At 45.0% G+C, this 26,694-nt stretch carries 25 protein-coding genes and 2 pseudogenes; 17 read left to right on the plus strand and 10 right to left on the minus strand.

The annotated features are described in order from the left end of the window. Positions 1-235 precede the first annotated feature (235 nt). The 3 genes from AB1F57_RS06500 to AB1F57_RS06510 all read left to right on the plus strand — a co-directional run bounded on the left by AB1F57_RS06500 (position 236) and on the right by AB1F57_RS06510 (position 4,901). Complete coding sequence (locus tag AB1F57_RS06500) at positions 236-1,738, plus strand: YfcC family protein (RefSeq protein WP_367986311.1); 1,503 nt, start codon at positions 236-238, stop codon at positions 1,736-1,738. 65 nt (positions 1,739-1,803) lie between these two features. After that, complete coding sequence (locus tag AB1F57_RS06505; RefSeq protein WP_367986312.1) at positions 1,804-3,150, plus strand: dipeptidase; 1,347 nt, start codon at positions 1,804-1,806, stop codon at positions 3,148-3,150. 134 nt (positions 3,151-3,284) lie between these two features. Continuing rightward, on the plus strand, positions 3,285-4,901 hold the full coding sequence (locus AB1F57_RS06510; protein ID WP_367986313.1) for a C69 family dipeptidase: 1,617 nt from the start codon (positions 3,285-3,287) through the stop codon (positions 4,899-4,901). Between the two features lie 74 nt (positions 4,902-4,975). Here the strand turns inward: AB1F57_RS06510 and AB1F57_RS06515 are convergent, their stop codons facing one another. Genes AB1F57_RS06515 through AB1F57_RS06525 form a run of 3 tightly spaced genes read right to left on the minus strand, consistent with a single transcriptional unit; the run spans position 4,976 to position 6,685 of the window. Further along, positions 4,976-5,449 carry an arginine repressor gene (locus AB1F57_RS06515; protein ID WP_367986314.1) on the minus strand — a complete coding sequence of 158 codons (474 nt, stop codon included), beginning with the start codon at positions 5,447-5,449 and terminating at the stop codon, positions 4,976-4,978. A gap of 27 nt (positions 5,450-5,476) precedes the next feature. Further along, complete coding sequence (gene queA / locus AB1F57_RS06520) at positions 5,477-6,505, minus strand: tRNA preQ1(34) S-adenosylmethionine ribosyltransferase-isomerase QueA (RefSeq protein ID WP_367986315.1); 1,029 nt, start codon at positions 6,503-6,505, stop codon at positions 5,477-5,479. A 9-nt stretch (positions 6,506-6,514) separates the two neighbouring features. Continuing rightward, positions 6,515-6,685, minus strand: coding sequence for a hypothetical protein (locus AB1F57_RS06525; RefSeq protein WP_162840655.1), 171 nt, complete (start codon positions 6,683-6,685; stop codon positions 6,515-6,517). Between the two features lie 131 nt (positions 6,686-6,816). Between AB1F57_RS06525 and AB1F57_RS06530 the strand changes: the two genes are divergently transcribed. The 6 genes from AB1F57_RS06530 to argF all read left to right on the plus strand — a co-directional run bounded on the left by AB1F57_RS06530 (position 6,817) and on the right by argF (position 12,872). After that, complete coding sequence (locus AB1F57_RS06530; RefSeq protein WP_367986316.1) at positions 6,817-7,521, plus strand: glucosamine-6-phosphate deaminase; 705 nt, start codon at positions 6,817-6,819, stop codon at positions 7,519-7,521. A 198-nt stretch (positions 7,522-7,719) separates the two neighbouring features. Beyond that, a complete protein-coding gene (gene argC, locus AB1F57_RS06535) occupies positions 7,720-8,742 on the plus strand; it encodes an N-acetyl-gamma-glutamyl-phosphate reductase (RefSeq protein WP_367986317.1) in 1,023 nt (340 codons plus the stop codon). Between the two features lie 12 nt (positions 8,743-8,754). Next, a complete protein-coding gene (gene argJ / locus AB1F57_RS06540; protein ID WP_367986318.1) occupies positions 8,755-9,948 on the plus strand; it encodes a bifunctional glutamate N-acetyltransferase/amino-acid acetyltransferase ArgJ in 1,194 nt (397 codons plus the stop codon). Between the two features lie 9 nt (positions 9,949-9,957). Further along, on the plus strand, positions 9,958-10,692 hold the full coding sequence (gene argB / locus AB1F57_RS06545) for an acetylglutamate kinase (RefSeq protein WP_167785320.1): 735 nt from the start codon (positions 9,958-9,960) through the stop codon (positions 10,690-10,692). 11 nt (positions 10,693-10,703) lie between these two features. Further along, positions 10,704-11,840, plus strand: coding sequence for an acetylornithine transaminase (locus AB1F57_RS06550; protein WP_367986319.1), 1,137 nt, complete (start codon positions 10,704-10,706; stop codon positions 11,838-11,840). Between the two features lie 18 nt (positions 11,841-11,858). Then, positions 11,859-12,872: an ornithine carbamoyltransferase gene (argF, locus tag AB1F57_RS06555; protein WP_167785322.1), complete on the plus strand. Its 1,014-nt coding sequence runs from the start codon at positions 11,859-11,861 to the stop codon at positions 12,870-12,872. A gap of 43 nt (positions 12,873-12,915) precedes the next feature. On the opposite strand, the gene AB1F57_RS06560 is transcribed toward argF, so the two are convergent. Further along, positions 12,916-13,872 carry a glutathione S-transferase family protein gene (locus AB1F57_RS06560; RefSeq protein ID WP_167785323.1) on the minus strand — a complete coding sequence of 319 codons (957 nt, stop codon included), beginning with the start codon at positions 13,870-13,872 and terminating at the stop codon, positions 12,916-12,918. Between the two features lie 538 nt (positions 13,873-14,410). Here AB1F57_RS06560 and AB1F57_RS06565 point away from each other — a divergent pair. Then, the gene (locus tag AB1F57_RS06565) at positions 14,411-15,127 is read left to right on the plus strand and encodes a 16S rRNA pseudouridine(516) synthase (RefSeq protein ID WP_367985520.1); all 717 of its coding nucleotides are present in this window, start codon (positions 14,411-14,413) and stop codon (positions 15,125-15,127) included. 10 nt (positions 15,128-15,137) lie between these two features. Continuing rightward, positions 15,138-15,623 carry a glutathione peroxidase gene (locus tag AB1F57_RS06570; RefSeq protein ID WP_105137230.1) on the plus strand — a complete coding sequence of 162 codons (486 nt, stop codon included), beginning with the start codon at positions 15,138-15,140 and terminating at the stop codon, positions 15,621-15,623. A 22-nt stretch (positions 15,624-15,645) separates the two neighbouring features. Here AB1F57_RS06570 and AB1F57_RS06575 read toward each other — a convergent pair whose 3' ends face one another. From AB1F57_RS06575 to AB1F57_RS06590, 4 genes are all read right to left on the minus strand, one after another. Continuing rightward, the gene (locus tag AB1F57_RS06575) at positions 15,646-17,091 is read right to left on the minus strand and encodes a UDP-N-acetylmuramoyl-L-alanyl-D-glutamate--L-lysine ligase (protein ID WP_105137229.1); all 1,446 of its coding nucleotides are present in this window, start codon (positions 17,089-17,091) and stop codon (positions 15,646-15,648) included. A gap of 81 nt (positions 17,092-17,172) precedes the next feature. Next, positions 17,173-17,424 carry a hypothetical protein gene (locus tag AB1F57_RS06580; protein ID WP_167785325.1) on the minus strand — a complete coding sequence of 84 codons (252 nt, stop codon included), beginning with the start codon at positions 17,422-17,424 and terminating at the stop codon, positions 17,173-17,175. 9 nt (positions 17,425-17,433) lie between these two features. Beyond that, on the minus strand, positions 17,434-17,688 hold the full coding sequence (locus AB1F57_RS06585) for a hypothetical protein (protein WP_105137227.1): 255 nt from the start codon (positions 17,686-17,688) through the stop codon (positions 17,434-17,436). A gap of 13 nt (positions 17,689-17,701) precedes the next feature. Beyond that, positions 17,702-17,968: a hypothetical protein gene (locus tag AB1F57_RS06590; RefSeq protein WP_167785326.1), complete on the minus strand. Its 267-nt coding sequence runs from the start codon at positions 17,966-17,968 to the stop codon at positions 17,702-17,704. Positions 17,969-18,169: 201 nt separating this feature from the next. Here AB1F57_RS06590 and AB1F57_RS06595 point away from each other — a divergent pair, with 201 nt between their 5' ends. Both AB1F57_RS06595 and AB1F57_RS06600 read left to right on the plus strand, forming a co-directional pair. Further along, a complete protein-coding gene (locus AB1F57_RS06595) occupies positions 18,170-19,270 on the plus strand; it encodes a cystathionine gamma-synthase (protein WP_105137225.1) in 1,101 nt (366 codons plus the stop codon). Continuing rightward, positions 19,263-20,213: pseudogene (locus AB1F57_RS06600) on the plus strand (MalY/PatB family protein); the annotation flags it as partial. The gene AB1F57_RS06595 and the pseudogene AB1F57_RS06600, both read left to right, overlap by 8 nt. A gap of 34 nt (positions 20,214-20,247) precedes the next feature. On the opposite strand, the gene AB1F57_RS06605 reads toward AB1F57_RS06600, so the two are convergent. Beyond that, positions 20,248-21,504, minus strand: a complete 1,257-nt coding sequence (locus tag AB1F57_RS06605) for an ISL3 family transposase (RefSeq protein ID WP_174853283.1) — start codon at positions 21,502-21,504, stop codon at positions 20,248-20,250. A gap of 112 nt (positions 21,505-21,616) precedes the next feature. On the opposite strand from AB1F57_RS06605, the pseudogene AB1F57_RS06610 reads away from it, so the two are divergent. From AB1F57_RS06610 to AB1F57_RS06620, 3 genes and pseudogenes are all read left to right on the plus strand, one after another. After that, positions 21,617-21,850, plus strand: a pseudogene (locus AB1F57_RS06610) (cysteine desulfurase); the annotation flags it as partial. Positions 21,851-21,901: 51 nt separating this feature from the next. Continuing rightward, positions 21,902-22,435 (plus strand): sugar O-acetyltransferase, encoded by a 534-nt coding sequence (locus AB1F57_RS06615; RefSeq protein WP_105137223.1) that lies wholly within the window; start codon positions 21,902-21,904, stop codon positions 22,433-22,435. Between the two features lie 49 nt (positions 22,436-22,484). Then, complete coding sequence (locus AB1F57_RS06620; protein ID WP_167785328.1) at positions 22,485-23,411, plus strand: aminotransferase class I/II-fold pyridoxal phosphate-dependent enzyme; 927 nt, start codon at positions 22,485-22,487, stop codon at positions 23,409-23,411. A 158-nt stretch (positions 23,412-23,569) separates the two neighbouring features. Here the strand turns inward: AB1F57_RS06620 and AB1F57_RS06625 are convergent, their stop codons facing one another. Further along, positions 23,570-24,406, minus strand: coding sequence for an AraC family transcriptional regulator (locus AB1F57_RS06625; RefSeq protein ID WP_167785329.1), 837 nt, complete (start codon positions 24,404-24,406; stop codon positions 23,570-23,572). A 111-nt stretch (positions 24,407-24,517) separates the two neighbouring features. On the opposite strand from AB1F57_RS06625, the gene AB1F57_RS06630 reads away from it, so the two are divergent. Then, positions 24,518-26,686, plus strand: a complete 2,169-nt coding sequence (locus tag AB1F57_RS06630) for an alpha-galactosidase (protein WP_167785330.1) — start codon at positions 24,518-24,520, stop codon at positions 26,684-26,686. Positions 26,687-26,694: the final 8 nt, after the last annotated feature.

Raw genomic sequence — 26,694 nt, forward strand, 5'->3', positions numbered from 1 at the left:
GATTGTTCCAGCCTGTATATTTGTATTGAAGAATCTGTATTCACAGAGCAGTGCATTTGGCTATGACTGGTTTTCTGTCAATCATCCTAGTTTTTCAGAATATCTTGTATTCTTGAAGAAATTATCTTGATAAGAAAAACTTTCTGGTCTAAATGTTCCTTGCTTGTGAATAGAGCTTCTAAGTGTTTTTCCTGTGAAAACAATCATGTAAAAATATATTAGGAGGTTTTTTGCCATGAGCGAAAAAGTAAAAAAAGGCTTTAAAATGCCTTCATCTTACACTATACTCATGCTCATTATTGCCGCGATGGCAGTGATGACCTGGATTATTCCTGCGGGTCAATATCAGGTTGATGATGCGGGAAACTTTATCACAGGCACCTATGAAGCTGTGGACTCAAATCCGCAGGGTATCTGGGATGTCTTTATGGCTCCGGTTCGGGCTATGCTGGGCCACGGAGCAACATCAGCTGCCATTGATGTCTCCTTCTTCATCTTGATGGTGGGGGCTTTCCTGGGAGTTGTGAATGAAACTGGAGCGCTGGACGTAGGGATTGCCTCTATCGTGAAGCGCTTCAAGGGCCGTGAAAAATGGTTGATTTACATCCTTATGTTCCTCTTTGCCCTGGGTGGTTCGACCTATGGTATGGGTGAGGAAACCATGGCCTTCTTCCCTCTGTTAATTCCGGTTATGATGGCGGTTGGCTATGATAGTCTGACTGGTGTTGCCATTATCCTATTGGGTTCACAGATTGGCTGTTTGGCTTCAACGGTCAACCCATTTGCGACTGGTGTGGCATCAGCGGCAGCAGGGGTTTCCATCGCAGATGGTATGATCTGGCGGATTGTATTTTTCATCGTTATCCTCGGTTTAGGCATGTTCTTTGTGGCATCTTATGCGGAAAAAGTGAAAAAGGATCCTACCAAATCACTGGTCTACAACCAGCGTGAAGCAGACATGGAGCATTTCAATGTTAATGCCGACCGTGAGGTCAATGATACCTTGACACCTGCCCAAAAACGTGTGCTGGTCATCTTCTTCCTAACCTTTGTCTTCATGATTTTGAGTTTCATTCCTTGGGAAGACTTGGGCGTGAATTTCTTTACAGATATCAAAGAATGGCTGATTTCCATTCCAGTTCTTGGTCAAATTGTGGGGATTACGACCTCTCCATTTGGATTGTGGTACTTCCCAGAAGGCGCTATGCTCTTTGGTGTAGCCGGTGTTATGATTGGTGTTGTCTACGGTATGGAAGAAGAACGCCTGGTCAAATCCTTCTTGAATGGTGCAGCCGACCTACTCAGCGTTGCCTTGATTTGTGCGGTGGCGCGTGGTATCCAGGTCATTATGAATGATGGTATGATTACAGCTACCATCCTCAACTGGGGTGAAGTTGGTCTGCAAGGCCTATCTCCTCAAGTCTTTATCATCCTGACCTATCTCTTCTATCTGCCAATGTCCTTCTTGATTCCATCAACTTCAGGTTTGGCAGGAGCGTCTATGGGTATCATGGCTCCTTTGGGTGAATTTGTCAATGTACCTGCTAGCTTGATTATCACAGCCTTCCAGGCAGCGTCTGGTGTCCTTAATCTGGTAGCACCGACATCTGGTATTGTAATGGGTGCCCTGGCTCTAGGACGTATCGAAATTGGTACCTGGTACAAATACGTTGGTAAATTGATTGCCGCTATTATTGTGGCTTCCATCCTTATTCTGGCAGTAGCAACCTTCTTCTAGACTAGGCAATATAGCCAACTACCCATGAATATTTTCCGACTATCGGATAGAATGGAGGTATTGAGGTGACAAGGAATTTTATCAGAGAGGAAGACAAGCAGGCTTGTCTAGCGGCCATTCAAGATTTGGTCGCCATCCCCTCTATTTTACAAGAACATCAAACCAAGACACCATTTGGTCAACCGATTCAGGATGCCTTAGAATTTACCCTGGACTTCTGTCGTCAGCTAGGCTTTTCAACCTATCTGGACCCGGCAGGCTATTACGGCTATGCTGAGGTGGGGCAGAGTCAGGAACTTTTAGCCATTCTCTGCCATTTGGATGTGGTGCCGGCTGGTGACCTGACCAAGTGGAAGACGCCCCCTTTTGAGGCTGTGATAAAGGACGGTCTCATGATTGGGCGGGGGGTGCAGGATGACAAGGGACCATCCATGGCTGCGCTCTTTGCGGTCAAGGCCCTGATGGATGCTGGTGTGACCTTTACCAAACGTGTGCGTTTTATCTTCGGAACGGACGAGGAAACGCTCTGGCGTTGTCTCCATCGCTACAATCAGCTGGAAGAAGAGGCCACAATGGGCTTTGCACCGGATTCATCCTTCCCGCTAACCTATGCTGAAAAGGGTCTCTTGCAGGCCAAACTCCATGGTCCAGGTCATGGAGATTTGCACCTGGAGGCTGGGACGGCCTACAATGTAGTACCGGCTAAGGCTTGCTATTCTGGCCATCTCCTGGCCAGCGTTATTGCCGAGTTGAAGCAATTGGACTTTGATTATGAAATGAATGACGACAGGGTTGTCGTACTCGGTCTGTCCAAGCACGCTAAGGATGCGGCCCAGGGTGTCAATGCCATTGTGTGCTTGGCCAAGGCTCTGGATAAGTTTGAGCAGCACCCAGCTTTGGACTTCATTGCCAATACGATTGGGGAGGACGCGACGGCTCAGGGCATATTTGGAGATGTAAGTGATGAGCCGTCTGGTGCTCTGAGTTTCAATATTGCGGGCCTGACCATCGATTCCCACCGGTCTGAAATTCGTCTGGATATTCGCATTCCAGTCCTGGCAGATAAGGACCAGCTGGTGGAGACTCTGTCTGTTAAGGCAGCAGCTTTGGGTTTGACCTATGAGGAATTTGACTATCTCCCATCCCTTTATGTCCCTCTGGACAGCCAGCTAGTGGCTACGCTGATGGCTGTTTATCAGGAAAAAGCAGGTGATTTAGACAGTCAGCCCATCTCATCTGGAGGAGCAACCTTCGCTCGGACCATGCCAAATTGTGTGGCCTTTGGGGCTTGCTTCCCATCAACGCCACAAACTGAGCATCAAGAAAATGAACGAATGCCCCTGGGAGACTTGTATAAGACCATGGACATCTATGCTGAGGCGGTCTATCGCCTAGCAGGTTCTGATCAATAGAAGTTGGAAAGGTATCGGCTTCTAGTAGTTGATTGAAATTCCACTTCCAAATTGTGTTCTCATCAAAACATGTGTCTGCTGGCTCAATGTGGATACAGGTTATTTTTTGCACTGATTTCAGAATGGAGGAAATCATGAAGAAAAAGTTATCGGCTATACTATTGCTTTTGTGCAGTAGTCTATGGATTGGTCAGCCAATCGTGTCAGCCTGCACGGGTTTTGTCATCGGTAAGGACCTGACCAAAGATGGTTCCTGGCTTTATGGACGGACAGAAGACCTGGAACCAAATCACAATAAGACCTTCCGCGTTTATCCACGGACGGAAAATGAGCAAGGGGCCAAGTGGGAAGACCAGTCTAATGGTTTTACCTATCCTTTGCCAGCAGTATCTCACAAATACACAGCGGTACCCGATGTTACTCCGGAGTACGGTGTCTACGACGAGGCTGGTTTTAATGAACATGGCCTGTCCATTTCAGCGACCGTTTCTGCAACGGCAAATGATGAGATTCTAAAATTGGATCCCTATGTAGAAGATGGATTGGCAGAATCTTCCATGACCAGTATTGTTCTCCAATATGCTAAAACAGCCCGTGAAGCTGTAGAGCTGGTCGCAAAAATTGTGACTGAAAAGGGCTCAGCAGAAGGGAATATTGTCCTCTTTGCGGACAAGGAAGGCATCTGGTATATGGAAATCTTGTCTGGTCACCAGTATGTAGCCATCAAATTCCCAGCAGATAAGTTTGCTGTCTTTCCAAATACCTTCTATCTAGGTCATATTGATTTTTCGGATAAGGAGGGCGTGATTACTTCTGACAATGTCAAAGGTTTGGCGGAAGAAGCAGGTACCTACAAGGAAGTGGACGGTCAGTTTCATATTGCCCAATCCTACAATCCACGGCTATCAGACGCCAACCGTTCGCGGTCATTTTCAGGCATCAAGTCATTGGACCCGGATTCCAAGGTGACCTACGAAGATGATTACTATGAATTATTGCACACGACTGATAAAAAATTGGGCTTGGACGATGCCATGGCCCTGCAGCGAAACCGTTTTGAAGGCTTGGATTTGAAACCTCTGGACCAAATGGAATTGGACGGTAAGGGCAAGCCTGAGAACAAGAATGCTATCGATGGCTATGCCTATCCGATTTCTAATGAAAATGTCATGGAGGCCCATATCTTCCAGCTCAAGGATGAATTGCCTGTAGAAGTCGGTGGTGGAGTGATGTGGTTAGCCATGGGAAGTCCGCGCAATGCACCTTATCTACCGTATTTTGGTAATATCACAGACACCTATAAGGCCTATCAGGACACCAGCACAGAATACAGTGCGGATTCTTGGTACTGGGTTATTTCTCATATCAACGATATGGTAGCTCAATATCCAGATGAATTTGGTACGGAAGTCATTGACCAAGTCAAGAGTCTGGAAGCGGACTGGATCAAGGAACAGGATGTATTGAACCAGGAAATCATTTCCCTGGTAGCTGAAAATCCTGAAGAGGCAAGCAAACACGCCACTGAAACCAGTATCAAGCGGGCGGAAACAACCTTTGCCCGTCTGAAAGAGATTGAGAAGGACTTGGAGGCGCGTGTCGCTACTCTAAAAGCAGAAGCAGCACCTGAGAAAAAAGAAGAGACCAGTGAGGAAAAATCATCTTCCATGAATGTCCTTCCTTACGCCCTACTGGGCCTTGCTGCAGTTGCCAGCGCAGTTTATTTGTTCAAAAAGAAAAATACAAAATAATCTATTTTGAACTAGTCTGAAATAGGTATCTTAATAAAAGAAACTCCTAGCTCACTTGGAACTAGGAGTTTTTGTCACTTACTTGGAAAAGAAGAAGGGTGCGTGTAGTGCTTGAGCTCTTCAAAGCAGGCCAGCGCTGCTTCCTCATCCTGACAGATAATCAGGCAAACATCGTCTCCGCAGACGGTTGCAATGATTTCAGGAATTTCCATGGCATCTAGGCTAGAGCCAAAGGTTCCGGCCAGACCAGGTAGGGTCTTCAGAACAACCTGGTGTTGCACGGGTTTCAAAACGACCAGAGCGTCCTCCATATAGAGGCGGAGCCGCTTTTCCCACCGAGATGGCGCTATCGGATTGATGATATAGTGGGCGGAGTTTGCTTCATTGACCTTAACAAGATTGAGCTGTTTGATATCGCGCGACAGGGTGGACTGGGTGACCGTCACACCGTTGGTCTCTAGCAAATCTTGTAACTCCTGCTGGGTGTGGATTTTCTTTTCCAGGACCAGGGAGAGGATGAGTTGGTGCCGACTTTCAATTTTATTCATTGCAAACTCCTTTATACAGTGCAATCCTTATTGGATAAACATGGCATCGCCAAAACTGAAGAAGCGGTATTGGTGGTCTACGGCATGTTTATAAGCTTCCAAGACAAATTCCCGGCCGGCAAAGGCAGATACCAGCATGACCAGGGTTGATTTGGGTAGGTGGAAGTTGGTAGAAAAGGCATCGAGAATGCGGAACTGGTAGCCGGGCTTGATGAAAATATTGGTCCAGCCAGAGTCAGCTTCCAGTCGGCCGTCAAATTTATTACCGATGGTTTCAAGGGTGCGAATCGAGGTGGTGCCGACAGCGACAATGCGTCCGCCAGCAGCCTTGACCTGGTTGAGTATTGTTGCAGCCTCGGCCGTCAAGGTATAGAATTCTGAGTGCATCTCATGCTCATCTAGATTATCAGCTGATACTGGTCTAAAGGTTCCCAATCCCACATGGAGGGTAAGATAGACTAGCTTGACACCCTTGGCCTCGATTTTTTGGAGCAATTCTTCTGTGAAATGGAGACCAGCTGTCGGTGCTGCCGCGGAGCCATTTTCCTTGGCATAGACGGTCTGGTAGCGTTCGCGGTCTTCTAGGGTCTCATGGATATAGGGCGGAAGTGGCATTTCTCCCAGGCTTTCTAAGACTTCTAGGAAAATGCCCTCGTAGGCAAATTCGACGATGCGACCACCGTGTTCCAATTCCTGGGTCACTGTGGCGGTCAATCTGCCGTCTCCAAAGGCGACAGTAGCACCGACCTTGAGCCGCTTAGCTGGCTTAGCAAGAACCTCCCACTGGTCTCCCTGGGTATTTTTCAGGAGCAAAAATTCCACATGACCACCAGTCTCAGGCTTAAAGCCGTGGAGACGGGCCGGTAGGACACGGGTATTGTTCATAACCAGGGCATCGCCTGGATTGAGCTGGTCGATGATGTGGTCAAAATGGCTGTCCACCATGGTCTGTTTTTCCCTATCCAGGATGAGCAGGCGGGAGCTGTCCCGTTTTTCAAGAGGGACTTGAGCAATCAGCTCTTCGGGTAATTCAAAATCAAAATCTGTTGTTTTCATATCAACTCCTTACAAAAAAATAGCGTATAAAAAGTAGGCCAGAACTAAAAATGGTGATGCAATCAATAGTCCACCAATCCCATAGAGAATACGCTTGAGCAGGACTTGATTTTTCACAAAATACCCAATCAGACAGAGGATATTTCCCAGAAAAAATAGAATGAGTAAATCTTTTAACATACCTTCATTATAGCATTTTTAGGGGGAATAGGCTAGCAGGATGGGAATTGTAAGCCAGATGACTTGACAAAAATTGGTATATACCATATAATAAAATTAGGAAAACGGTCTATACCAAAAAGGAGGTTACCATGAAAGTTCATGTAGTTGAAAATCAAGCAGAAGGCGCAGCTTTGGCCTTCAATTTATTAAAAGAAAAACTAGCCGGCGGTGCTAAGGTCCTCGGTTTGGCAACAGGTTCCAGTCCTCTGGAATTTTACAAACTCATCCGCGAGAGCGACCTGGACTTTTCTGACCTGACCTCGGTCAATCTGGACGAATATGTCGGGCTAGGCGAGGAAAGTGATCAGTCCTATATCTATTTTATGAAGGAACAACTCTTCAATAGCAAACCCTTCAAGCAGTCCTACCTGCCAAATGGTCTGGCTGTTGATCTTGATGCGGAGTTGGCACGTTACAATGCCATCTTGGAAGAACATCCAGTCGATTTCCAAATCCTTGGAATTGGTCGGAATGGACATATTGGTTTTAACGAACCAGGTGCGCCCTTTGACGGTCAGACTCACTTGGTTGATTTGGCTCCTTCGACCATCGAGGCCAACAGTCGCTTCTTTGAGACCATTGAGGAAGTGCCAAAACAGGCTATTTCCATGGGGATTGCCAACATAATGGCGGCTAAAACCATCGTCCTCATGGCCTATGGTCAGGAAAAAGCTGACGCCATTAAGGCGACAGTGGAAGGACCAGTGACGGAGCAAGTTCCAGCTAGCGTCCTCCAAAACCATGATGATGTCGTCCTCATCGTGGACCAGGCAGCTGCGAGCAAACTAAGCTAACAATAATCAAGAAACCACTCTTCAAGTTGGATGACGATTCTGGCTGGAAGGGTGGCTTTTTTTCTATTTTTAAAAATAAATGTTCGGGAAAATGAATAATATCTCCTAAATTTTGAAAAAATATGCAAAACTTTCTTGACATTTTCTAGTTATTACAGTAAACTTTACTGCATAAACATACCTATGGAGTGTATAAAAATGAAAGTTTCGATTGTAGGAGTTACAGGTTATAGTGGTTTAGAGTTGGTAAAAATCTTAAGAAGTCATCCCTATGCTGAATTGGTTTCTATTTATGCAACCAAGGAAGTTGGTCAAGATATTTCGAATATTTATCCACATTTAGAGGATATCAGTGATTTGCAGGTAGCTGCCTTTGATGCAAAAAAAATCATGGAGGAGTCAGACTTGGTTTTCTTTGCGACACCTAGTGGCATTGCCAAGGATTATGCAGAGGTGTTTATCAAGGCCGGTTTTCCTTTGATTGATTTATCAGGTGACCACCGCCTTCCGAGCAGTCTTTATCAGAAATGGTACCAAAAAACGCCAGCCAAGGATGAGGTGATTGAGGCCTTTACTTATGGCTTATCAGAATTTGCAGATTTGAAGGGGAAATTCTTTATTGCTAATCCAGGCTGCTATGCAACGGCGACCGAGTTGGCTCTCATTCCTCTCTTAGCAGCAAACATAGTTGATCTTGACTCTATCATCATCGATGCCAAAAGCGGTCTCAGTGGAGCTGGGAAAAATCCAAATGCCAGCAGTCACTTTGTTCACGTCAATGCCAATTATGTGACCTATAAACTCAATCACCACCAGCATATTCCAGAGATTGTGCAAACCTTGCAGAACTATGATGCTAACCTTAACCATATCCAGTTTTCAACCTCCTTGCTGCCGGTCAATCGTGGCATTGTTGCCACTTGCTACCTCAAATTGACAGAGGACTTGACCAATCAGGACATAGAGGCGATTTACCAAGATGCTTACGCCCATAAACCTTTCGTTCGGGTCAAGTCACATATTCCTAGCCTCAGCCATGTGATTGGGTCCAATTTCACAGATATCGGATTTGATTACAATCCGGTCACTAAGGTATTGACAGTCGTAGCGGTCTTGGACAATCTGGTCAAGGGGGCGGCTGGCCAGGCAGTGCAAAATATGAACCTCATGTATGGTTTTGAAGAGACAGCGGGTCTCTTATCAGCGCCAGCATTTATCTAAAAGGAGAAGAGAATGAAGATTACCCCAGGAAATATTGCTAGCCCACTTGGCTTTTCGGCCGATGGTTTGTATGCAGGATTTAAGAAGAAAAAAATGGATTTTGGTTGGATTGTCTCAGAGCTTCCTGCCAGTGTGGCAGGTGTTTATACGACCAACAAGGTAATTGCAGCGCCACTCTTGGTGACCCAGGAAGCCATTGCTAAAACCGGCAAGATGCAGGCTATGGTGGTCAATTCAGGTGTGGCCAATTCCTGTACAGGTCAAAAGGGAATGGAAGATGCCAAGACCATGCAGGCTCTGACGGCCCAAAAATTGGGCATTGACAAGCAGTTGGTGGGTATTGCCTCAACAGGTGTTATCGGTGAATTTTTGCCTATTGATAAATTGGAAAATGGCCTGTCCAAGATTGTGGTCAATGGAAATGCGGATGATTTCGCCAAGGCTATCTTGACCACTGATACGACTACCAAGACTATAACTGTTCAAGAGAATTTTGGCAAAGATGTGGTCACTATGTCTGGTGTAGCCAAGGGTTCAGGCATGATTCATCCCAATATGGCGACCATGCTGGCCTTTATCACCTGTGATGCGGTCATTTCTAGCCAAACCCTGCAAAAGGCGCTCAGTACACTGGTCGAAACTAGTTTCAATCAGATTACGGTAGATGGTGATACCTCGACAAATGATATGGTGGTCGTCATGTCCAACGGTTGCAGCCTCAATCAGGAAATCCAGGAAGGGACAGAAGACTATGCTAAGTTTGTGGCCATGTTGGAACTTGTCATGACAGACCTTGCCAAAAAGATTGCCAGAGACGGTGAGGGAGCTACCAAGCTGATTCAGGTGGATGTGACCGGTGCTTCTGACGACCTATCGGCACGTATGGTAGCTAAAAGTATTGTCGGATCCAGTCTGGTGAAGACTGCTATCTTTGGTGAGGATGCCAATTGGGGCCGGATTATTGCAGCTATTGGTTATGCGGGTGTGGACATCGACGTGGACCACATTGACATTACCCTGGAGGAGATTCCGGTTATGAGCCAGTCTAGTCCAGTCGCTTTTGACCAGGAAGAAATGGACGAGGTCATGCAGCAGGATAACCTCACTATCTCAGTCAACCTCAATATGGGGGCAGCAAGTGGTCGAGCTTGGGGCTGTGATTTATCCTATGATTATGTGAAAATTAACGCTTTGTATAGAACTTAGGAGTCGGGTATGGAAAATCTCATTGTCATTAAAATTGGTGGAGTGGCTAGCAAACAGTTGTCACAAGGCTTTATGAAACAAATTAAAAAATGGAAGCAAGCAGGTAAACAGGTCATCATCGTTCATGGTGGTGGCTTTGCAATCAATAAGTTGATGAAGGAACGCCAGCTGCCTGTTGAAAAGGTGGATGGTCTGCGTGTGACTAGTTTTGAAGCCATGAAGTTGGTGGCCTATGGACTCCTTGAGCAGGTAGGAAAAGACATGGTCGCTAGTCTCAATGCGGCCGGCTGCGATTGCTTGCAGCTCAACGCCAATCTTGGTAAGGTCATCCAAGCTGACTTTTTAGACCAGGAAAAATACGGTTATGTGGGCAGGGTCAAGGCCATCAATACAGTCTATTTAGAAGCTATTTTACAAGAAGGCTTGACCCCTGTAATTGCCTCCATGGGTGGGAAAGGTGACCAACTGCTCAATATCAATGCTGACTATGTAGCAACAGCCCTTGCTATCGCACTCAAGGCGGAACGGTTGATTCTGATGACGGACGTTCCAGGTGTCAAGGAAGATGGGCAAGTTCTAGCCCAGCTGAGCACCAAGCAAGCCCAGGAAAAAATCAGCTCAGGTGTTATCACAGGTGGCATGGTCCCTAAAATCAAGGGAGCCAGTCAAACCGTAGAAGCGGGTGTCCAGACGGTTCTCATCAGTGACAACCTGGTCAAAGGGACCCTGATTAGTCTAGCTTAAGAAGGTGATGTATGAGTAACTTATTCCAAAATTATAAGCGGGATGCTATTGAATTTGTCAAAGCAGATGGTAATTACTTGTTTGACCAGGCTGGAAATGCCTATCTGGATTTTTCATCAGGCATCGGTGTGACCAATCTCGGTTTTCATCCTGCTATTAAAAATGCTGTCAAAAACCAGTTGGAAGAAATCTGGCATACCCCAAACCTCTATCAAAACAGCCTGCAGGAAGAAGTAGCAGAGCTCCTCATTGGACACAGAGACTATCTGGCTTTTTTCTGTAATTCTGGCGCTGAGAGCAATGAAGCCGCCATCAAATTGGCTAGAAAAGCCACTGGCAAATCAGATATTATCTGCTTTAAACAGTCTTTCCATGGACGTACCTATGCCGCCATGTCCGCCACCGGTCAGGAAAAAATTCAAATAGGCTTTGCGCCATTAGTTCCTGGGTTCTCCTATGCAGATTATAATGATTTAGAATCGGTCAAGGATTTAGTCTGTCCGCAAACGGCCGCTATCATGTTGGAACTAGTTCAGGGAGAGGGTGGTGTGACACCGGCAGACAAAGATTTTATTGGACAACTAGCAGCCTTATGCCAGACAGCTGGCATTTTATTGATTGTGGATGAGGTCCAAACTGGGATTGGTCGGACGGGCAGTCTCTTTGCTTTTGAACAGTATGAGATCGAGCCGGATATCATCACTCTCGCCAAGGGCTTGGCCAATGGTCTGCCAGTTGGAGTCATGTTGGGCAAATCTAGTCTCGGTTCAGCTTTTTCCTACGGGAGCCATGGAACAACCTTCGGTGGCAACAAGCTAGCCCTGTCTAGCAGCAAACAAGTCTTGGAAATCATGACCCCAAATTTTCTCCAGCAAGTTCAGGACAAGGCTGACTATCTTCAAGAGCAACTAAAAGAAAAACTAGGGTCTTTGCCAGCTGTTCTGGACATTCGAGGGCTGGGCATGATGGTCGGCATTGAAACGGATGCGGATTTAGGGCAGATTGTGGTAGCTGCGCGGCAAAATGGCTTGATTGTCCTGACTGCTGGTAGCAATGTCATCCGCCTCCTGCCACCTTTGACTATCACGAGAGTAGAAATTGACCAGGCGGTTGCTGTTTTAGAGAAGGTTATGGCAGGACAGCATTAGGAAGGGAGATTGAAAAAAATGACAAATATATTTAAGGGAAGAAATTTTCTGGCAGAAAAGGATTTTTCTGCGGCAGAATTTGAATGGCTGATTGATTTTTCGGCCCATTTGAAGGACTTAAAAAAACGCAATATCCCCCATCGTTATCTGGAAGGGAAGAACATTGCCTTACTATTTGAAAAAACATCAACAAGGACCCGGGCAGCCTTTACCGTTGCTGCTGTTGATTTAGGAGCTCATCCAGAATATCTAGGCGCTAATGACATTCAGCTAGGTAAGAAGGAATCCACTGAGGACACCGCCAAGGTCTTGGGGCGTATGTTTGATGGGATTGAATTTCGCGGTTTTAGCCAGGACATGGTGGAAGATTTGGCTACATTTTCTGGAGTGCCTGTCTGGAATGGTTTGACAGATGCCTGGCATCCAACTCAGATGTTGGCGGATTTCCTGACCATCAAGGAAGAATTCGGTAGTCTGGTTGGCTTGACCCTGGTTTATTGTGGAGATGGCCGTAATAATGTCGCCAATTCCTTGCTGGTTACAGGGGCACTCTTGGGGGTTAATGTCCATATTTTCTCGCCAAAGGAACTCTTTCCAGAGCAGTCGGTTTTGGATTTGGCACAATCCTTTGCAGCAGCTTCAGGAGCTAACATTCTCTTGACAGAAGATGCTGACCAGGCAGTGAAAGGAGCAGATGTCCTCTATACAGATGTTTGGGTGTCTATGGGTGAGGAAGATAAATTTCAAGAGCGCATTTCCCTCCTAAAAAATTACCAGGTCAATATGGAATTGATTAAAAAAGCTGATAACGACAAGCTGATTTTCCTCCATTGTCTGCCAGCCTTCCATGATACCCATACGGTCTATGGCAAGGATGTAGCGGAAAAATTTGGCATCAAGGAAATGGAGGTTACGGATGAAGTCTTCAGGAGCAAGTATGCTCGCCATTTCGAACAGGCTGAAAACCGGATGCACACTATCAAGGCTGTCATGGCCGCAACCCTGGGCGATCCATTCGTACCTCGTGTATAGCATAAAAAAGAGCAACTCTGTCATAGCAGAATGCCCTTTTTTCTTATAAATTCCAATCAAGCTCTGGCCCCACCGGCACAATTCCCGTCGGATTGATGGTCTTGTGGCTACCATAGTAGTGGCGCTTGATGTGGTCAAAGTCCACCGTCTCCGCAATTCCAGGCAGATTGTAGATGCGCTTAGTATAGGCCCAAAGGTTTGGAAAATCGGCTAGCGCCTTGATGTTACACTTGAAGTGACCGTAGTAAACCGAGTCAAATCGCACCAAGGTCGTAAAGAGCCGGATATCCGCCTCCGTGAATACATCCCTGACCAGATAAGTCTGTTTACTCAATAACTTCTCCAGCTTATCAAGCGCAGCAAAGAGTGCCTGGACTTCCCTCTCATAGACTGCCTGGTCTGTGGCAAAGCCTGCCTTATAAACTCCGTTGTTGATATTTGGATAGACAAAGTCGTTCATACTATCGATGTCCGCCTGCAAGTCTGCTGGATAATAATCATCATAGTTGCCTGTCAGCTCGTTAAATGCTGAGTTAAACATGCGCATGATTTCCGCAGATTCATTATTGACGATGGTATTGGTTTTCTTATCCCATAGGACAGGAACAGTCACACGACCAGTGTAGTTTGGATCCGCCTTGAGGTAGACTTGATAGAGATATTTGCTACCCAAAATACTATCGCCAATGACCCCAGGTCCCTCCTCGAAGGTCCAACCATTTTCCAGCATGAGGGGATGGACGACAGAGAGGGAAATGTGGTCCTCCAAGCCCTTGAGTTTGCGCATCATCAAAGTTCGACTGGCCCACGGACAGGCTAGTGAAATGTAGAGGTGGTAGCGGCCGCTTTCAGCCTTAAAACCACCAGTTCCAGTTGGTCCAGCCTCTCCATCAGCTGTAATCCAGTTACGAAATTGCGTCACAGTGCGGATAAAATTGCCACCGGTAGACTTGGTGTCATACCATTGATCCACCCATTTGCCATCTTGTAAAAGTCCCATAAGTTTAGTAGCCTCCTGTTTGAAAAAAGGAAATCCAAGAAGGACTCAGATTTCTGGTGTAAAAAAATATATCACTAATTATTAGTATGATCAATAATCATTAACCTGTCAAGAAAAATGTTTTGTAGAAAATCGACACCGCACAAATTCAAGAAATCTAAGAAACACGATAAAAAACAGTCAACTTGACTTGATTGGAAATTTATGGGATAATACAAGGGAATCGAGGATTTGGCGCATATGTGCCAACAGAAATCCCCTAGGTCCTGCCAGGCCTAGGGGATTTTTTCTGGGTTAGAAGACACTAACCGTGTATGTTACTTGTCGAAGCGCTTGTCTAACCAGCGCACCACCAGCCAGCTATTACATGTTTCAATGGCTGCAACAAGTACTATTTCGAGGATTTGACTCATAATCGTTACCATCCTTTCTAAGGCGGTATCGTTAGTGCCTTTGCTATTATATCATAAAAAAAAAGAGCTAAAAAGAACTGTTTTTTATAGTTGGTCTGCTATCCAAACTGTGTTAAAATAGTTTTATGCGTTTAGACAAGTGTATGGAGGTGGCCAAGATTGGTTCCCGCAAGCAAGTAAAGAAATTATTCAAGGCCCAGCAGATATGGATTGACGATCAACCTGCTCATTCTCTCAGCCAGATTGTGGACCCAGCTCTGCAGAACATTGAAGTTGTAGGCCAGAGGGTTGAACTGGAAGGCAGTCGCTATTATCTTCTTCACAAGCCGGCCGGAGTAGTATCAGCTGTGACGGATAGCCAGCATCAGACGGTCATCGACTGCATTCAGCCAGAGGACAGGGTGGACGGCCTCTATCCCGTCGGTCGCTTGGACAGAGATACCGAAGGCCTGCTTCTCATTACTAACAACGGCCCACTTGGCTTTCGCATGCTTCATCCCAAGCACCATGTGGATAAGATCTATTACGTGGAGGTCAACGGTCCCTTGGAACCAGATGCCCCAGATTTTTTTGCCCAAGGTATTCGCTTTTTGGACGGCACCCGCTGTCAACCTGCAGACTTGACCATTTTAGAGACTTCTATGGAACAGAGCAGAGCAGTCATTCGGATTGGTGAAGGCAAGTTTCATCAGGTCAAGAAAATGTTTTTAGCCTATGGAGTCAAGGTGACTTATCTGCGACGGATCAGTTTTGGCGGCTTCGCATTAGGAGATTTAGCTCTGGGTCAATACAGAACCTTAACCCAAACAGAAATCCAACATTTGCTGACCTATTTTGATTGAGGAGAAAAGTATGAATCTATACGATTTTTCAGTGAAGAAAATGGACGGCAGCCAGCAAGACCTGTCTGATTTTGCTGGTCAAGTCTTGCTGGTAGTCAATACGGCACCGGGATGTGGTCTGGCACCCCAGTATAAGGAATTGCAGGACTTGTACGAAAGCTACCAAGATGAAGGATTTGTGGTTCTGGACTTTCCCTGCAATCAGTTTGCCAATCAAGCTAGTGGAACGGACCGAGAAATTCACCAAGCCTGTAGTCTAAATTTTGGTACGACCTTCCCTCGTTTCTCAAAAATCAAGGTTAATGGTCCTGAGGCAGATCCGCTCTATCAATGGCTGAAAAAAGAAAAATCCAGCCTTTTGGGCAGGAGCATTGAATGGAATTTTACCAAATTTTTGATTGACAGACAGGGGCGGGTTGTTAAGCGCTATCTGCCGACAACTCCACCTAGCAAGTTGAAAAAGGACATCGAAAAATTGCTGAAAATAAGAGCCTAGGTCTTTCCCGGGCTCTTATTATTTATAGATATTTCCGTGCAACTTCCAAGTCGCCGTCGTAAGGAGCATGCTCTCCATTGACAATCTGGTAGGCATCGGCTCCCTTACCGGCAATGATGACCGCATCTTTGGCAGTGTTTGTCTGGCTCATAGCCCTACGGATAGCATCCTCCCTGTCCAAGATAAAGTCGCTTGGACGAGTCATGTGGGCACGGATTTGTTGGGCAATTGCTGCGGGATCTTCACGGTTGGGATCATCAGCTGTCAGAATGACCTCAACCTGTGGATAGTCATTGAGTAGGAGGCCGAAGTCCTTGCGGCGGCTTTCTCCCTTGTTGCCAGGAGCTCCCAGAATCAAAATCACCTTGCCTGTCTGGTGTTCCAAGACAACATCGATTAACTTTTTCACACTATCGCCGTTATGGGCGTAATCTACGAAGACCTTGGCACCATTTTGCTGGGTCAGGACTTCCATGCGGCCAGGGACATTGGTTTGGGCAATTCCTGTGTGAATATCTTCCAGACTTGCACCCAAGCGGAGACAGGCCAGGCCGGCTGCGATGGCATTTTCTTGATTGAAACCACCGATCAGCTGGATGTCGTAGTGGCCAGCTAATTTGCCGGTCACTGTGAAGTCAAAACCTGCTGACTGGCTAATCTGGTTTTCAGAAGTCGGCCCATAAAAGTCATGGTCTTTGGAGCTGACTTGCTCTTTCACGACTTTAAAATGGTCCATTCCAGCATTGACAATGACTGCTCTGCTATTGTCCATCAAAAGCCGCTTGTGATAGAAATAGTCCTCAAAAGTCGGGTGCTCAATGGGGCCGATGTGGTCGGGGCTGATGTTGAGAAAAACGCCGACATCAAAGGTCAGCCCGTAAACCCGCTTGACCAGATAGGCCTGGCTGGACACCTCCATAATCAAGTGGGTCATGCCGTTTTGGACCGCTTCCGCCATCATGGCAAAGAGGTCCAGACTTTCGGGCGTGGTCAGGGCAGACTTAAAGAAGGTTTTACCGTCCAGTGTGGTGTTCATGGTCGAAAGCATGGCAGGCCTGTGGCTCTGTTTGAGAATGTTAAAAGCAAAATAAGCCGCCGTTGTCTTACCCTTGGTGCCGGTGAAAGCTAGGAGTTTGAGCTGTTTCTGGGGATGACCATGAAACGCCATAGCAATCAGGCTCATGGCCTGCTTGATGTCCTGGACGATGATGGCAGGAATGCCGACTTCGTAGTCAATTTCGGACACGTAAAAAGCAAGTCCAGCCTCGATAGCCTTTTCCAGAAATTCCTTCTTAAAAGCCAAGCCCTTGGCAAAAAAGAGTGTCGTCGGGCTAATCGTGCGACTGTCATAGCTGAGAGCGTCAAATTGCACATCTGTCCAAGTGCTGTCAGTCTGGTCATTCTGTTTGATATGGCGGAAGTTATTATCCGCCTTCAAAATCTCTAATACACCTTCAATTGTAATCATGTTTCTATTGTAAACCTATCTAGTTGTTTTTACAAGTCAGGACAAGAAAACCCTCTCAGAAAATCTGGAGGGGGATAGCCTTTACGCAAAAAATTCTAACCAAGCTCCAACTAGCAAGAAAGCGATGCAGAGATAGAGTTGCCAATTTGCCCTCAACATCCATTCATTAGACCAAAAGGCACTGCGGGCTGTACCGACAGAAGCAAAAAGCAAGAGCCCAAGCCAGAGGGTTGGCCCCTTGTCCAACCATTCTCCTATGCTGCCTAGTAACAACAATATCATCAAATAAAAGTTCAAACTCCGATAATATTCTTTATTAAATTCTTTAAACATTGAAAATCCTCACAATACAAAGAAGTAAATGATTGTCCAACTAGCAATCAATCCAATCGTCAGATAAATCTGCCATGTTTTCTTAATCCAGCTGCGAGGCTTGAAAAAGGCAAGGTAGCCGGCATAAAGCCCGAGTCCAAGCTTGACTAGATGGATAAACCCAAATGGACCATGTATAAGAGCAGAAATCACCTGTAGGATACAGGCAACAGACAAATAAAATTCCCAAGTCCGATAGAATACTTTATTGAATTTATTTGACATAGTAAGCTCCTTTCTATTTATCCAAAATAAATTTCAGATAGATAATCACCACAATCGATCCGATATAGAAGATGTAGCCCATGCGAGTGAGCTCCTTTTCTTCCTTGAAGAAAAAGGTTCGAATGACATTGATAAAAATAATCAGACAGGCCAATAGGCTATACCATGCAGGAGTTTGGGAAGAGTCCAGCAAAATGTCTGATAGAAAAAAACAAGCCCAAAAAACCAGAGAATAGAAGGCGCTATAACGATAGAAAGACTTGTTAAACTGGAATTTCATATTCACTCACCTCTCTTTCTTTTATTATATCAACTCACTTGTAGTTTTTCAAGTATTTATATGTAAACAAAAGTAGGTTTTGTTATAAATATAAACTATAACAAGGCTCCCTATTTTTCTATAAGCATTTTTTGAGGTTTTTCACACCAAATCGTTCATTTCATGCTAGACTAGATAGTGACATAGATTGGAGAAATAGTTATGACAGACTATAAGATTGATACGATACTAGCCCGCACGGGTATTAACAACGATGAAAAAACTGGGGCCTTGATTTCCCCAATCCACCTTTCGACGACTTACCAGCATCCAGAATTTGGTCAATCAACAGGCTTCGACTACACACGGACCAAAAATCCGACCCGTGCTAGTTTGGAAAAAACCCTGGCAGCGATTGAGAAGGCGGACTATGCCCTGGTGACCAGCTCAGGAATGGCGGCTCTGGTCTTGCTTTTCAACGGCTTTCCAGTCGGCAGTCGAATTGTGGCAGCGCGTGATCTCTACGGCGGTTCTTTCCGCTGGTTTAATGAGCAGGAGAGTCTGGGGCGTTTCAGCTTTACCTATGCCAATAGCGAGGAGGATCTACTAGCGGCCATTGACGACCAGACCGACTACGTTTTCCTTGAGACACCGACCAACCCGCTCATGGTGGAGTTTGACATTGCTAAGGTTTCGGCTGTCGCCCATGCCAAAGGTGCCAAGGTCATTGTCGATAATACCTTTTACAGTCCGATTTATCAAAATCCTCTGATGCTGGGTGCTGACGTGGTCCTGCATTCTGCGACCAAGTATCTGTCTGGTCACAATGATGTCTTGGCTGGAGTTCTCATGACCAATGACCAGGCTATTTACGACAAGCTCTTCTATGACCAAAATACGACTGGTCCAACCCTGTCGCCGCTGGATGCCTACCTGCTCATGCGTGGTCTCAAAACCCTGTCGATCCGTATGGAACGTGCGACTCAGAATGCTCAGAAGATTGTGGCTTATTTGGAAAATAGCCCAGCAGTCAAGCAGGTTTATTATACAGGTAAGGGTGGCATGATTTCTGTTAAGGTTGCAGATGAGGCGACAATTCCCCACATTCTCAACAGCCTTGAGATTTTTACCTTTGCGGAAAGTTTGGGTGGGGTGGAAAGTTTGATTACCTATCCAGCGACCCAGACCCATGCTGATATTCCAGCAGAAACCCGTCATTCCTATGGTCTGACAGACGATTTACTCCGTCTATCTATTGGAATTGAGGATGCGGATGATTTGATTGCTGATTTGAAACAAGCCTTGGAGGGATCAGATGACTAGCTATGATTTTACCAGCCGGCCCAACCGATTGGGCCAACATGCAGAAAAATGGCGTAAGGTGGAAGAGGATGCAGACCTCTTGCCACTGTGGATTGCGGACATGGATTTTGAGCCTTTACCAGAAATCCGCCAAGCTATCCGTCACTATGCTGACCAGCACATTTTTGGCTATCCCTATGCCAGCGAGGGGCTTTATCAGTCCATTATTGATTGGGAAAGAAACCAGCATGGCTACGAGATTGAGCGGGATAGCATTCTCTTGGTCGAAGGAGTTGTACCAGCTTTGACCATTGCCGTTCAGGCCTTTACCAAGGAAGGGGATGCAGTCCTCATCAACACACCTGCCTATCCTCCCTTTGCGCGGACTATCAAGCTCAACAACCGCCACTTGGTGACTAATTCTCTTGTCAAGTCAGACGGAATTTTTACCATTGACTTGGAAAAATTAGAAAAAGACATCCTCGAAAATGAGGTCAAGATTTATATTTTTTGTAATCCACACAACCCCGGTGGCCGTGTGTGGACCAAGGAAGAAGTGGCTGCTGTTGGCCAGCTCTGCCAGAAACATGGCGTCCTTCTGGTTTCAGATGAAATCCACCAGGATTTAGCCCTCTTTGGCAATCAGCACCAGTCCTTCAATACAGTTGATGACCGATTCAAGGAATTTTCGATTGTCCTATCGTCTGCGACTAAGACTTTCAATATTGCAGGCACCAAAAATAGCTTTGCTATTATTGAAAATCCAGAACTGCGGAAGATTTTTGCCAAACGTCAATTGGCCAATAACCAGCATGAAATTCCTGCTATCGGCTTGATTACCACCGAAACAGCCTTCCGTTACGGAGCCGATTGGTTGGCAGAATTGAAAAAAGTCATCGAAACAAATGTTGATTTTACAGTAGATTATCTGGAAACCCATACTAAGATTCAGGTCATGAAACCAGGCTCTTTGTCAACTGTAGTGGGTAGATGAAAAGCTAACACCTAGAGAGGACGAACTTCGTTCTCTCTTTCTTTATGTTCAAAGCAATCAAAATGCGTTTTTTAAAGTTCTCAAAGTTCCTGAAACCAAAGGCATTTCTTTTAATGACTTTGATGAGATTATTGGTAGCTTCCAGTTTGGCGTTGGAATAAGGCAATTCTAGGGCATTCAAAACCTTGTCTTTATCCTTTAGAAATGTCTTAAATACCGTCTGGAAAATAGGATTAACAGTGGTTATTTCTTGTTCAATTAGGTCAAAGAAATGGTCTGAGTTCTTCTCTTGGAAATGGAATAAGAGAAGCTGATAGAGTTCATAGTGCTGTCGTAGTTCCTCAGAGAAAGACAAGAGTTTTTCCAGGATTTCCTTGTTAGTCAAATGCATTCGAAACATAGGGCGATAAAATCGTTTATCATTGATTTTACGGCTATCTTGTTGTATCAATTTCCAGTAGCGTTTCAAAGCACGGTATTCCTGCGATTTTCTGTCGAATTGATTCATGATTTGAATACGGACACGGTTCATAGCACGGCTAAGGTGTTGAACAATATGAAAGCGGTCGAGTACAATTTTTGCATTCGGAAAAAGCTGTTTAGCAAGTTGATAATAGGGACTAAACATATCCATGGTAATCACTTTGACTCGATTTCTAACCTTTCTAGGATAGCGTAGAAAGTGGTTTCGGATGGTTGCTTGAGTTCTTCCGTCGAGAATGGTGATGACATTTAGGGAGTCGAAATCTTGAGCGATGAAGCTCATTTTCCCCTTCTTGAAGGCATACTCGTCCCAACTCATCACCTCAGGTAGGGTATTCCAATCCGTTTCAAACTTGAACTCATTGAGCTTTCTCATAACTGATGATGTTGAGATAGCTAGCCTGTGTGCAATATGTGTCATTGCTTGATTTTCGATGAGTAACTGGGCGATCTTCTGACTAACAGCGACAGATATTTGATGGTTTTTCTTAACAAGAGGAGTTTCAGCGACAGCCATTTTCCCACATTCTTTACACTTGAAACGACGCTTTTTAAGGCGGATAAGGAGTGGGTAACCAGCAGTTTCTAGGTAAGGGATTTTTGATGCTTTCTGGTAGTCGTACTTAGCCATTTGTCCCTTGCATTCTGGACATTTAGGAGCCATGTAATCCAAGTAACCGTGGAGTTCTAAGTGAGTTCCCATATCATATTCATCAGTGATAGTAATATTTTTGTCTTTAATTCTGAGAAAATTAGTGATAAGATTTAGTTGTTCCATATGAGTCTTTCTAAAATGATAGTTTGAGCACTTTTCATTATAGGTCATATGGGACTTTTTGTATATACTCAAAAAGGCTCCATAATTTCCATGGTGGTTTTACCCACTACAGAAATTATAGAGCCTGAAACCACAGGGGACTTATTTAATCTGGCTAGATTTTTCAGCTTACGGTCTTAGTCAGGCTGATCTTATGGAAAAATTAGAAAAAGAGGCTAAAGTCCTCCTAAATGACGGTCTGGTCTTCGGCAGCGACGGTAAGCAGCATGCACGATTAAATGTCGCAGCACCTTTTGATACCATTAAAGAAGCCAGTGAGCGGATTGCAAGGGTTTTTGGGAAGTGAGGCTAGTCTAGCTTGAACGATAAAAGAGAAGAAAAGACAGAAAAAGAAAAGATGCTGGCGGGGCAGATGTACAATGCAGCAGATAGTGAATTGGTAGCCTTGCGGCAGCAGGCCAGAGTTTACCGCCAGGCCTTTAATGCTGCAGAGTTGGATAGCTCCAAACGAACAGAAATTGCCAAGCAGTGGCTGGGAACAACGGGAGAGCGGATTTACATTGAAGCACCCCTGACCTTGGACTATGGTTGCAATATCCACGTCGGAGAAGATTTTTATGCCAATTTCAACTGGACTGTTTTGGATACTTGCCCTGTGACCATCGGAAAGAATGCTATGTTGGGACCAAATGTTCAGTTTTACACAGCCCTTCATCCGCTCAAGGCAGAGGAACGCATTGCTGGACCTGAATATGGAGCGCCGATTGAGATTGGTGATAATGTCTGGATTGGTGGGGGTGCTATTATCTTGGCTGGCGTGACCTTGGGTGACAACGTCGTGGTCGGAGCGGGTTCTGTCGTGACCAAATCTTTCGGAGACAATGTCGTACTGGCTGGCAATCCGGCCCGTGTTATTAAGACCATTGACTAGATAAAAAGTATTTTCAACTACAGTGATGACCTTCTTCTAAAGTGAAAAAATGATTTCTATCTGGTTTTGGCAAGCCCTTGTTTTGGTAGAAGGTGTAGTTCCGGCTCTATCCATCGCAGTTCAAGTTTTTACAGCTGAGGGGGATGCAATTATGAGCAATACACCAGTATATCCCCTTTTTGCCCGTACTATTCAACTCAATCATAGACGGTTGATTAGTCAGCCTCTTCGTGTAGAAAATGACCATTTTACTCTTGATTTTCAGGCTTTGGAGCAAAAGATTGTTGAAGAGGGTGTCAAACTCTACATCTACTGCAATTCCCACAACCTAGGTGGCAGAGTTTGGAGTCATCAGGAACTACAAGAGCTCGGTGCTATCTGTCAGAAGCATGGAATCATCTTAGTCTCTGATGAAATCCATCAGGACCTAACCCTTTTTGGACATGAGCACCATTCCTTCAATACAGTCAATCCAGCCTTCAAGGAATTTTCTCTGATTCTCTCATCAGCAACTAAGACCTTTAACATTGCAGGTACGAAGAACAGCTCTGCCATTATTGAAAATCCTCAGTTGCGTAAAGCTTTTACCAAGAGACAATCGGCCAATAACCAACATGAAATCCCTAGCCTAGGCTTGATTACCACGGAAGTTGCCTACCGACACGGAAAACCTTGGTTGGCCGCCTTAAAACCAGTTTTGGAAGAAAATATCTTGTTGGTCCTAGAAGAATTGAGTAAAAATACACTCATAAATGTCCTTAAGCCACAAGGAACCTACCTGATTTGGCTGGATTTTTCAGCCTATGAATTCAGCCACCACGAGCTAGCAGAGAAATTGTTGGAAGAAGCACAACTGCATTTGAATGATGGATTGACCTTTGGAAAAGAAGGGGAAAAGCATTTCCGATTGAACGCAGCAACACCACAATTTGTCATCAAGGAAGCTTGCCGGAGATTGGTGGACGTGTTTGGGTAACTAAGAAATATTGAAAAATTCAATGTAGACCAAGCATTTTCTGGCCAAACAAATAATAACAGAAATATTTTTGGTGTGAATGTTAGTCTAGTCCATGAATGAAAATTTGTTTTTCAATTTTCCAGATTGCAATAAAAATAGAAAAAGGAAGAGCTAGGTTATTCCTTTTTTTGTTGTTTTCGATAGTCAGTAGGACTCATGTGAAAGTAATTCTTAAAGGCTGTGCTGAAGGTCAGGGGGTCATAGTAGCCGACAGAATTGGCAATCTCCGTAATGGTTCGTTCGGGATCTTCTAAAAGTTGGCAGCTTCGATTCATTTTTACCTGAAGAATGTAGTCCTTGATGGCGTAGCCAGTTTCCTGTTTGAAGATTTTATAGAGATAGCTTCGACTTAGAGCGAGCTGTTCTGCAATTTCTGCCACCTTAATCGGCCGAGCGTAGTGGCTGTGAATCAGCTTAATAGCATGGTGAACATAGCTTTTGGCAAGAGTACCGGCCTCTTTCAGTTGTTGATTGGGAAATTCTGCAACAAGGTAGGCGAGTAATTGATGAAGATGGCCGACCAGGATGTGCTCTGTCACCATTGGTAAGGGGTGTTTGTCTGTTTTGGTAATGTCTATCATTTTTTGTAAAATGGGGGACTGGAGGCTGGAATGCAGATAAAATTTTTCCAATAAGCGACTATGTTCAAGAATTGACTCAGCTTTTGACCCGCTAAAACCAACCCAAATATAAGTCCAGGGGTCTTGTCCATCTGCTTGGTAGAAGATAGCCTTGTTTTTAGGGAGGACAAACAAGTCGCCCGCAGCCAATTCAGTCGTTTCTCCGAGAATGCTAATTTTCCCCTTGCCCTCAGTGATAAAATGGAGGACATAATTATCTCGAATAGTTGGCCCAAAAGAATAGTTTTTATCACATTGTTCCGCACCGTAATGGTCGATATTTAGGTCAAAGTTATGGCTGTCTAGTTCATTGTAGCTATTTAGAATGTTCATAAGCTCTTCTCCTTAGGAAACATTATACCATATTCTAACAACAAAACTCTATTTTGTAAAACGCTTACATTTGTTAGAATAATTCATGTAATACAGATAGGAGCTGACAGTATGATTCAATACATAGAAGAACATGGCCTATTTCACCTGAAAACAAGAGAATTTTCCTACGTGATAGAGGTGCTAGAAACAGGCGATCTGGTTCATCGTTATTTTGGTAAGAAAATTCAACAATTTAGCAATGGAAACAAAATAACATATTTAGACAGAGCCTTCTCGCCCAGTCCAATTACTGGAAATCGGACCTACTCACTGGATACCTTGTCCTTGGAATATTCTAGCAACGGTCTGGGAGACTTTCGAACAGCCTCTATTGATGTGCGAAATGAAATCGGTATTGCTTTGGATTTGAAGTACAAGCAACACCGGATTTATCAAGGTAAGCCCTCGATAGAAGGTCTACCAGCTAGCTTTGCTTCTGAAGAGGAAGTGGAGAGTTTAGAAATTGACCTCTATGATTCTCTAGCAGATGTAACAGTAACCTTGCAGTATGCGGCTTTCGAAGAAAGTAACTATCTTGCACGCTCGGCTCGAATCCAAACAGGTCGCTATCCCTCTAAGTTGGAAAAAGCCTTGTCCTTCACCTTGGATATGCCCCATAAGGACTTTGTCATCCATAGTTTGACAGGTCGCTATGCTTATGAAAAAGAGTGGACGAAAACGCCGATTACAAATGGTACCTACTCTATTGGAAGTATTCGAGGAGCTTCAAGTCACTCGCGGACTCCTTTCTTAGCCTTGGCGGCCCCAACTGCTACAGAAGCTAGTGGCGAAGTTTATACCGCCCAACTGGTTTATAGTGGGAACTTTACTGGTTTTGTGGAGACAACTGCCCTGGAAACAGTCCGTTGGGGCATGGGAATCAATGATACTAGCTTCAGCTGGAATTTGGCTTCCGGAGAAAGTTTTCAGACACCTGAAGTCCTCCTGTCCTTTACGGATAAAGGTTTTACAGGTATGACTCAGGATAGTCATGACTTCATCAAAAAACACTTAATTCGTTCTCAATTTGTCAATCAGGAACGGCCAATTCTCATCAATAACTGGGAAGGAACCTACTTTGATTTTACAGAAGAGAAGATTCTTTCCATGGCTAGATTGGCCAGTCAGTCAGGCATTGAATTATTTGTACTTGATGATGGCTGGTTTGGAAAACGGAACAATGACGAGTCTTCCTTAGGAGATTGGATTGTTAACACAGACAAGCTTCCGAATGGTTTAGCCGGTCTAGCAGATTCGATTCGGGCCTTGGGTATGAAATTTGGTCTTTGGTTTGAGCCAGAGATGATTTCCATAGATAGTGACCTCTATCGCCAACATCCAGATTGGGCTATTCATATTGACGGACGCGAACCAATTTACAGTCGAGAGCAGTTGGTACTGGATTTGTCCAAACCAGAAGTTTGTGACTACATTATCCAAGCTGTATCCGATGTACTGAAACCTGCCAAAATCGATTATGTCAAGTGGGATATGAATCGTAATATCACCAGTATGTCTCAAGAATTCGCTAACGCTGATTCTTACGAATTCCATCATCGCTATATGTTGGGGCTGTACCGAGTATTAGAAACTCTGACCAGTCGCTTCCCAGATATTCTCTTTGAATCCTGTTCAGGAGGTGGCGGTCGAAATGATTTGGGTCTTCTCTATTATATGCCACAGGCTTGGGCGAGTGACAATACAGATGCGATTGGTCGCCTCTCTATCCAAGAAGGGACGACCTTGCTCTATCCAACCTCCTCAATGGGTGCCCATGTATCAGCAGTTCCTAATCATCAAGTCGGTCGAATTACATCCTTGAAAACCCGAGGCAATGTGGCTATGATGGGCGGAGCCTTTGGTTACGAGTTAGATGTTACCCAACTGTCACCGGAAGAATTAGCAACTCTTACTGAACAGGTTGAAACCTTCAAGCAGATTCGTTCAACAGTCCAGTTCGGTGACCTCTATCGTTTGAAAAAAACGGCAAATACCTGGGCAGCCAACTATGTTGATGCAGATAAGAGTCAAGCTGTTTTCACCTTCGTAAAAATACTAGCTCAACCAGAAGCTCCTCTGTTGCAGGTGAGATTGAAGGGGCTGGACCCAGAAGCCTGCTATCACTGTCCACAGTTGGAAGCGAGTTTCTATGGAGATGAGCTCATGAACATCGGCTTAACCATGCCACATGTTCAAGAAGATTATTTTAGTATACAATATATTTTTAACAAAATCTAGGAGGATTT

Origin of the sequence: Streptococcus nasisuis (assembly GCF_040836615.1) — a bacterium.
Lineage (GTDB): Bacteria > Bacillota > Bacilli > Lactobacillales > Streptococcaceae > Streptococcus > Streptococcus suis_V.